At 44.2% G+C, this 7,119-nt stretch carries 5 protein-coding genes; 4 read left to right on the forward strand and 1 reads right to left on the reverse strand.

Going from position 1 to position 7,119, the window contains the following annotated elements; genetic code table 11:
• Positions 1–107: 107 nt before the first annotated feature.
• Positions 108–1,499, reverse strand: coding sequence for a hypothetical protein (locus M595_RS26585; protein WP_238987147.1), 1,392 nt, complete (start codon positions 1,497–1,499; stop codon positions 108–110).
• Positions 1,500–1,771: 272 nt separating this feature from the next.
• On the opposite strand from M595_RS26585, the gene M595_RS26590 reads away from it, so the two are divergent.
• From M595_RS26590 to M595_RS26605, 4 genes are all read left to right on the forward strand, one after another.
• Positions 1,772–5,314 (forward strand): adenylate/guanylate cyclase domain-containing protein, encoded by a 3,543-nt coding sequence (locus M595_RS26590; RefSeq protein WP_023069694.1) that lies wholly within the window; start codon positions 1,772–1,774, stop codon positions 5,312–5,314.
• 69 nt (positions 5,315–5,383) lie between these two features.
• On the forward strand, positions 5,384–5,719 hold the full coding sequence (locus M595_RS26595; RefSeq protein WP_023069693.1) for a tRNA-binding protein: 336 nt from the start codon (positions 5,384–5,386) through the stop codon (positions 5,717–5,719).
• Between the two features lie 327 nt (positions 5,720–6,046).
• Entirely contained in the window at positions 6,047–6,805 is a 759-nt protein-coding gene (locus tag M595_RS26600; protein ID WP_023069691.1) for a MinD/ParA family ATP-binding protein, read from the forward strand.
• 6 nt (positions 6,806–6,811) lie between these two features.
• Positions 6,812–7,119 (forward strand): glutaminase (locus M595_RS26605; RefSeq protein WP_023069692.1); only part of this gene is annotated, 308 nt, incomplete at its 3' end.

Raw genomic sequence — 7,119 nt, forward strand, 5'->3', positions numbered from 1 at the left:
GGGAGATAGGGAGATAGGGAGGTAGGGAGTTGGGAGGACTGGAGGTGGGGATAGGGGGTAATGGGGAGATCTTGCATGGTTGCCTATTCCCCGTCCCCTGTCTCCTCTTAAGACCGACATAACGCCTCTTTGCGACTATCAAATAACTTGACAATGCCATCTGTTACCGTCTTTTTCACATTCATATCACAACCGGCTAAAAATTCCTCAGCAGAAATCACATTTTGAAAGAATTCTTGGGCGCGGTTCCGCTGATGTCGAATCTCATCAAACCCCATCGATTTCACCATATAGGTGGCGAGAGGAGAATTTTTAATATCATAAGAGGCGCTTTGAGTGCGTCCCTTATCTAACAGCGTTAATATCTGTTGGTCTAATTCATTTTTGGGTTGATGAGGATGAGAAATCTCTGGTAGAAAATCAACCAAAGAAGCCGCCACAAAGCTTTCAGTTGGCATTTCTCCCATCAACGTTGAAACCGGAATTACCCGTCCAAAACGGAGAGAAAGAGCCTCTAAAAAAGCAATAGTAAATAGTTTAGTTCCAAGATAAAGTCGTCCCACTTCAATATTTTTGCGAGCGCGTTCCACTAAATCATTATAAGTTTCATCAGTGGGATATCCCTGAAATTGATGAAAAATGACTTCCGGTTTAATAAAGTTGAGAAAACCTTCCATCTTTTGTAGAGCTGTGCGATATTGATTAATCGTGTAAGAACTGGAATATTTAAGATGATGATTGGTTTCGGGAAGTAAATTCCAAGTATTATCTAAAAAACGAGCCGGATTCAGGTGAGCAAAACTACCGACATCTCGATTAGAAAGACGAACTGAACGAATCACAGTCGCTCTCAATTCCTCTGGAGTCAACTTCAGATTTAACTGTGAAGTAATTTCTTGTAAACGACGATATAAAATATCACTATTGTTGAGTCCTTCTGCGTTGTGAGTTCGGAAAGGAATCGTCGCTTCAATACAAGCCACAACCTGAATAATCAATTCAGGCGGTAGAAACGGGTCAAGAACCTTCGCCGCCACCAAAGCACTCAAAAACTCATTTTGTCCCTCTAAAGGCGAAAGCGTCTGACTTGGCGAGAAGTTAAACACCTGCATCACCATCTCAAAGCTTTTGTCAGCAGGTAACTCCGAAGCATCTCGAATGACCAGATGTTCAGCAACCTGACGAATAAACGGAATAATGTAGTAAGTCAAATTAAAGTTAACACTTTGATCGACCTGTACATAAACGACATCGTGAAATAAAGCCGCCAGGACCTCAATCGGATGCTCAGACCCCCCAACCTCAAAAATATGTTCTGGTGTATGAAAATAACGCCAAGGCCCAGTCATCGTCTGAACAATCAGCTCTGTAATTTTAGCTAGATCCTGAGATTCTACAACAATGTTAAGCTGTTTCATCGCCCAGGCTAGCTTCTCAAGACACTGTTGGTCATAATCCTGTTCAGCACTCCGATGCTGATCACACATTACATTTGTCATTGTTTTAATCACCCAACGTGGCGAAAAATACTTTTACCCCTAGCTTTAGCTTAAGCTATAGGTTTTCCTACAATGGTTGATATCTTAATTTAATTATGCACTCTGGCGTTTCGACTGTCGTAAGTATTACCCCCAAAAAAACAACACCTGTGTCAAAGCAGACCCATGGGTAAAGCCAAGAGAGAGAGTAATGAACGGATTTTTGTTTGACTCTCCTATACGATGCAAGATGTGTATGAACTGACAGACAACTCCCTGCCGTGAGGTTTGAGATGAGCAAAACTTCTTCCCTTAGCCAAAATATTCAGGTAATGATGAATTGCCCGAATTGTGGCATTTTAAATTCAGAAGGTGCAAATTACTGTATGGAATGTGGCACATCTTTGTCTAAAGTTTGTTCCCACTGCCACCATAAAAATTCACCCCAAGCCAAGTATTGTACAGAATGTGGTACATCCTTAAAAAATGAGAGTCAGCCCTCAGCGCTCACTCCCATCACTCCCTCAGAACCCACTCCCATCCGACCCGCTGAACGACGCCAACTGACTGTAATGTTTTGTGACTTGGTGGGTTCAACGGCGCTATCGGAAGAACTCGACCCAGAAGAACTGCGAGAACTGATTCAAAAATACCAGGAAACCTGCGCCAATATTGTGCTTCAGTACGAAGGATACATTGCCCAGTATCTTGGAGATGGAATCTTAATCTACTTCGGCTATCCCATCGCCCATGAAGACGATGCCGGACGTGCCATGCGTGCTGCTTTGGGCATTATCAAAGCGATTGCCGGACTCAAACCCGGCTGTATTGCCAATCGTTGTCTACAACTGTCTGTGCGCTTGGGCATCCATACAGGCTTAGTTGTGGTTGGGGAAGTTGGCGCGGGTAATAAACGGGAACAGTTAGCCATTGGCCAAACCCCCAATATTGCCGCCCGACTGCAAGGGTTTGCTCAACCCAATACCGCTGCTGTCAGTCCGACGACCCAACGACTGGTACAAGGTATTTTTGAATTTCAGTCATTAGGTCAACATTCACTCAAAGGAGTTTCTACTCCGGTTGAAATTTACCAAGTTTTACAAGAAACCTCCTCCTGCAAGCGTCAGAAAGTCGCTCAAAGTAGTTGGACTCCCTATGTTGGCCGAGAAGCTGAACTTGAACAATTCCAAGCCATTTGGGAACGGGTCAAATCGGGACGGGGAGAAGTTGTCCTGTTGATGGCAGAAGCCGGATTTGGTAAATCCCGTTTAGTCCAAGCCTTCCGAGAACGCATTGCCAACGATGCCTACACTTTAAGGGAAGTGTTTTGTTCTCCCTACTACCAAAATACGCCTTTTCATCCGATCATCGAACTGATTGCCGAACGAGTCTTAAAACTCACTCGTGAAGACTCACCCCAACAACAACTCACTAAACTTGAACAATTCCTCGATGCTCATCAAATTCCTCGTCAAGAAGCCGTTCCTCTGTTTGGTCAGTTACTCTCTATCCCCATCGATGAACAGCGTTATCGACCTCTGAACCTGTCGCCCCAAGCCACCAAACAAAAGCTATTAGAAGTCATGCTGGCGATGATCCACAAGGCCGCCAGTCAGCAACCGCTTCTGGTGATTGTGGAAGATTTGCACTGGATTGATCCCTCGACCCTCGAACTCGCTGACCGACTGATCCGAGAAGAAACCAATTATCCCATCTTGCGGATTTATACCATGCGACCGGGTTTTCAATCCCATTGGCTGCGACTTCCTCATGTGAGTCAGATTAACCTCAATCATCTTCCGGCGAATCAGATTGAACAAATTATTCAGGGCGTGACAGGCGGTAAACGGCTTCCCTATGCAGTCTCGAAACTGATTGTTGAAAAAAGTGACGGCATCCCGTTGTTTATCGAAGAAATGACTAAAATGGTGGTTGAGTCGGGGCCGTTTGTGGAAACGGAGGATACCTACGAACTCACAGGCCCGTTACCCACGCTCAGTATTCCTGATACCCTCAAAGGCTTGTTGATGGAACGACTCGATCGCCTCGATGGGGCCAAAGAAGTGGCTCAACTGGGGGCGAGTATTGGTCGAGAGTTCAGTTACGAATTATTGCGAGCGATCGCTATTGGCTCTGAAGACCTAAACACAAATGAACCCAGTCGTCCGGCACCCGTACCGATCAACCTCAATGAAAGTAGCATTATTCGGGGGCTAGAAAAGTTAGTAGAAACACGATTATTGTTTGTCAACGGCGAACTTCCCAAAGCCGTCTACAGCTTTAAAAATGTTCTCATTCAAGATGCCGCCTATGATTCTTTGCTCAAAAGTACCCGAGCGCAATATCATCGTCGTATTGCTCGCGTTCTTGAAGCTGAATTTCCTCTTGTAACGAGTCGTGAACCGGAGTTACTTGCCTATCACTATACCAAAGCTGGATTATCTTTTTGTGCGATTGACTATTGGCAAAAAGCTGGAGAAAAGGCATTTTTGGGTTCGGCGAATGCAGAAGCAATTGCTCATCTAAGATCCGGTTTAGATTTGATTCAGAGCCAGAAAGCTGAACAGGGTCGTACAATTTCTTTACTGGGCGGATCTTCGAGTATCGATTTATTGAAGCAAGAACTTGATCTGCAAACGACTTTGGGTAAAGCTTTAATTGCCACTAAAGGGTATGCTTCTCTAGAAGTTGAACAGATCTACAAACGCAGTCGAGAAATTTGTCAGGAACTCGGAACGACTCCACAATTGTTTTCAGTGTTGTGGGGACTTTGGGGCTATCATGCCGCCCGCTGCGAACATCACATTGCCCTCGATTTTGCCAGTCGGTTAATGGGGTTAGCTCGACGCCATAATGACCCGATTTTAGAGATGGAGGCTCGTTTTACTCTCGGATTTGCTTTATTTTATCTCGGACGGTTACAAGCGGCTCACGAACATTGGAAAGTCAGCTATGAACTCTATCAAAAAACGAATCGGACTTGTCAAACTTGTCTGACTGGACAAGATGTGGGAGTGGCGAGTTTATCCTATATGTCGTTGAGTGCTTGGTTACTCGGACATACCGCAGATTCCCTCGAGTATAGTGAAGAAGCGATTCATTTGGCTTTGGAGTTGTCTCATCCTTACAGTACCGGGTTTGCGTTGTCGATGAAGGCGATGTTTCATCAACTGCGTCAAGAACCTGAAGCGGTTAAACATCAAGCTGAAGCGGCTATAGCTTTAGCCACTGAACAACGGTTTGAGTTTTGGTTGGCGACTGGAATTATCATGCAGGGTTGGGCGCTGGTTGAACTGGAAAAAACGGACTTGGGCATTAATCAACTTCGTCGAGGAATTGCGGCTCATGCGGCTACGGGTGCTAAAATTTCTTGGACGTATTTCTTGGGGTTACTCGCGACCGCTCATGCCAAAGCTGGACAGTTAGAAGCGGGGTTGGCTGTTTTAACTGAGGCTTTATCAACTGTTGAAAGAACCGGAGAACGCTTTTGGGAAGCTGAACTGTTTCGACTTAGAGGAGAGTTAATGTATGCCAAAGCTGGAGGGGGACAAAACTTAAATCCTGAACAGGTGGCAATGTTAGTGGCTCAAAGTCAAGTGTCTTCTCCTCATTCTCAATCGGTGGAATATTATCTCAATAAAGCCAGTGAAATTGCTCATGCTCAAGGCGGAAAGTTGTTAGAACTTAGAGCAACCGTGAGTTTAGCTCGTATCTGGTCTAAACAGGGGAATTCTAAGCTAGCACAACATCTATTAGCTAAGGTTTATAGCCAATGGCCTCAAGGATCTCAAACCGTTAATGTCGAAGAAATTAAACTGTTGTTAGCTGTAGAATAACGATCTACAAACTATCGAATTGTGTGGAATATGAGGGGTGTCTTTTCTATAGTTATGTGACTCAAGACTATGAATGAAGCAACATACGAAGACTTTTTGAAGTTAGATATTCGCGTCGGAAAAATTATCAAAGCTGATGTCTTTCCCGAAGCTCGTAAACCTGCTTATAAACTTTGGATTGATTTGGGTGAATTGGGCGTTAAAAAGTCAAGTGCAGGATTAACAAAACTTTATAAACCCCAAGATTTAATCAATCAAAAAATTATCGCTGTTACCAACTTTTCCCCCAAACAAGTGGCTAATTTCATCTCAGAAGTATTAGTCTTGGGAGTGGTTATGGATGAAGGAAAAGTGGCTTTGGTTCAACCCAATCAAGAGGTTCCTCTGGGACTGAGAATTTTTTAAATTCATCTCCGAAATGAGGGCATTTTCCTAAAATTGGGGCGGGTTCTGCTTATCCAAGTCGCTTTTCAAAGCTGTTTGCGATCGCAGAAGTGCCGCTTCGGAGATAATCGCCAAAAGTCCCTAAATCAAGGGAGATCCCCGAAGACCGGATGGGCGGCTTACCCACAAAAAATTTTAGTCTAGACAAATAGAGATACTGTGATACTCTGGAGTAAAAATTCTGAAGTCTAAAGGAATTTGGAACTTTCCTCAAGCCGAGATTTCATCTCTGGTAAAATTCCCGTTAAACCGTAGGCATGAATTCAATCAACCTTTATTTGCTCAGATATGCCAAAAGTTGTTTCAATCCACTCCTATCGAGGCGGTACTGGTAAATCAAACTTTACTGCCAATTTGGCAACAACGGTTGCACTCCAAGGATATCGGGTTGGGGTCGTAGATACCGATTTACCTTCTCCGGGGATTCATAACCTATTTAGTCTGGAACTCGAACCCACCGATAAAACCCTGAATAATTACCTTTGGGGCGATACTCCCATTGAAGAAACAGCCTATGATGTGAGCGCCAATGTGGGAGTAGAAAAAAACGGCAAACTGTATCTGGTTCCTTCTAGTTTTAAAGCCGACGATATTGCCCGGATTTTAAAGAATGGCTACGATGTCAAGCTGATGAATGACGGCTTTCGTCGTCTCGTCAAAGAACTTCAGTTGGATTATTTATTTATTGATACCCATCCCGGACTCTCAAAAGAAACCTTTTTATCGATTGCTATTTCCCACGTGTTGATCTTGATTTTACGCCCCGACAAACAAGATTATCAAGGAACGGCAGTGACAATGGATGTGGCACGACAACTGAAAGTTCGCAAAATGCTATTGGTGATCAATAAAGTTTACAGCACCCTGAATCGAGATGCGCTCAAACAAAAAGTCGAAGAAACTTATAACGAAAACGTAGCCGGAGTATTTCCCCTATCGGAAGATTTAGTGCAGCTTGCCAGCGAAGGGGTCTTTTGTGTGAAATATCCAGAACACCCCGTTAGTCAGGAGTTCCAGAAAGTCGCGCAGCAGATTCAGGAGGCTTAAGCAAAAATGTCAAATCTTGGAGATATGCAGTCCCTCGCCAGTTCAATTAGTGCGATGACTTCTCCCTTTCGGAACTATTTGAACGATCTCTATGAGAAGTATAAATCATTCAACGATGGGGCGATCGCCGATTATATCCCAGAACTAACCCTCGCCAAACCGGAATGGTTTGGGATTTGCGTTGTCACCACCGACGGACAGATGTTTGAAGTCGGGGAATGCGACCAATTATTTACCATTCAGTCGATCTCCAAAGCCTTTGTGTTTGGTTTGGCCCTCGAAGATCATGGGCGGGAATACGTTAACAGCAAAGT

It is taken from the genome of Lyngbya aestuarii BL J (assembly GCF_000478195.2).
Classification (GTDB): Bacteria; Cyanobacteriota; Cyanobacteriia; order Cyanobacteriales; family Microcoleaceae; genus Capilliphycus; species Capilliphycus aestuarii.